2 protein-coding genes are annotated in these 764 nt (G+C 60.2%); one reads left to right on the top strand and one right to left on the bottom strand.

The annotated features are described in order from the left end of the window. The coding region (locus tag AD948_RS00065; RefSeq protein WP_248845851.1) for a pyridoxal phosphate-dependent decarboxylase family protein at positions 1-589 on the top strand (589 nt) is incomplete at its 5' end. On the opposite strand, the gene AD948_RS00070 is transcribed toward AD948_RS00065, so the two are convergent. Next, on the bottom strand, positions 578-764 hold a 187-nt coding region (locus AD948_RS00070; protein WP_156478857.1), incomplete at its 5' end, for a cobaltochelatase CobT-related protein. The two genes, AD948_RS00065 and AD948_RS00070, sit on opposite strands and share 12 nt — an antisense overlap.

The following is a 764-nucleotide window of genomic DNA, read 5'->3' on the forward strand; positions in this document are numbered from 1 at the left end:
GGATTTTCATAAATGGGCGCAGACACCGTACGATGCCGGATGCATTATTGTGCGTGAAGAAGGGAAGCAGGCCGCAGCTTTTGCCCAGTCTCTGGCTTATCTGGCACGGGAAGACCGAGGGCTGGCGGCCGGTGCGCCGTGGTTCTGTGATCTGGGGCCGGATCTGTCTCGTGGCTTCAGGGCGCTCAAGGTCTGGTTCACTCTGGCCGGATTTGGCACCGATGGGCTGGGGGAGGTGGTGACCCGGTCCTGTGCTGTCGCACGCTATCTGGCAGCCCGGATTGACGACACGCCATGTCTGGAACTGCTGGCTCCAGTTACCCTGAATATCGTCTGTTTCCGTGTGGTGGTGGATAACGAGGATCTGGATACGCTGAATGGCGAGTTGGTGAAGGATCTGCATGAAAGCGGGATTGCAGCACCTTCCACCACCACGTTGCATGGGAAGCGGGCCATTCGAGCGGCAATTGTCAATCACCGCACCACGGAGCAGGACGCCGATATTCTGCTGAACGCCCTGCTTGATCTGGCCGAAACCCGGACAGGGAAAACCCTGCACCGGGCGAGCGCCGAGACCTTACCGGCGTGAGCGCGCCTTCCTGCGGCCACGCTGGGCACTTTTTTCATCAAACAGGCCGGAGAGCGCCTGCAGCATGGTGCCCCCGAGTTCTTCCGCATCGGTAATGGTGACGGCGCGCTGATAATAGCGTCCCACATCGTGCCCGATGCCGATTGCTGTCAGTTCCACGGGGCTGCGATCTTCA

This window comes from Acetobacter senegalensis, from assembly GCF_001580995.1.
In the GTDB taxonomy this organism is placed as follows: Bacteria; Pseudomonadota; Alphaproteobacteria; order Acetobacterales; family Acetobacteraceae; genus Acetobacter; species Acetobacter senegalensis.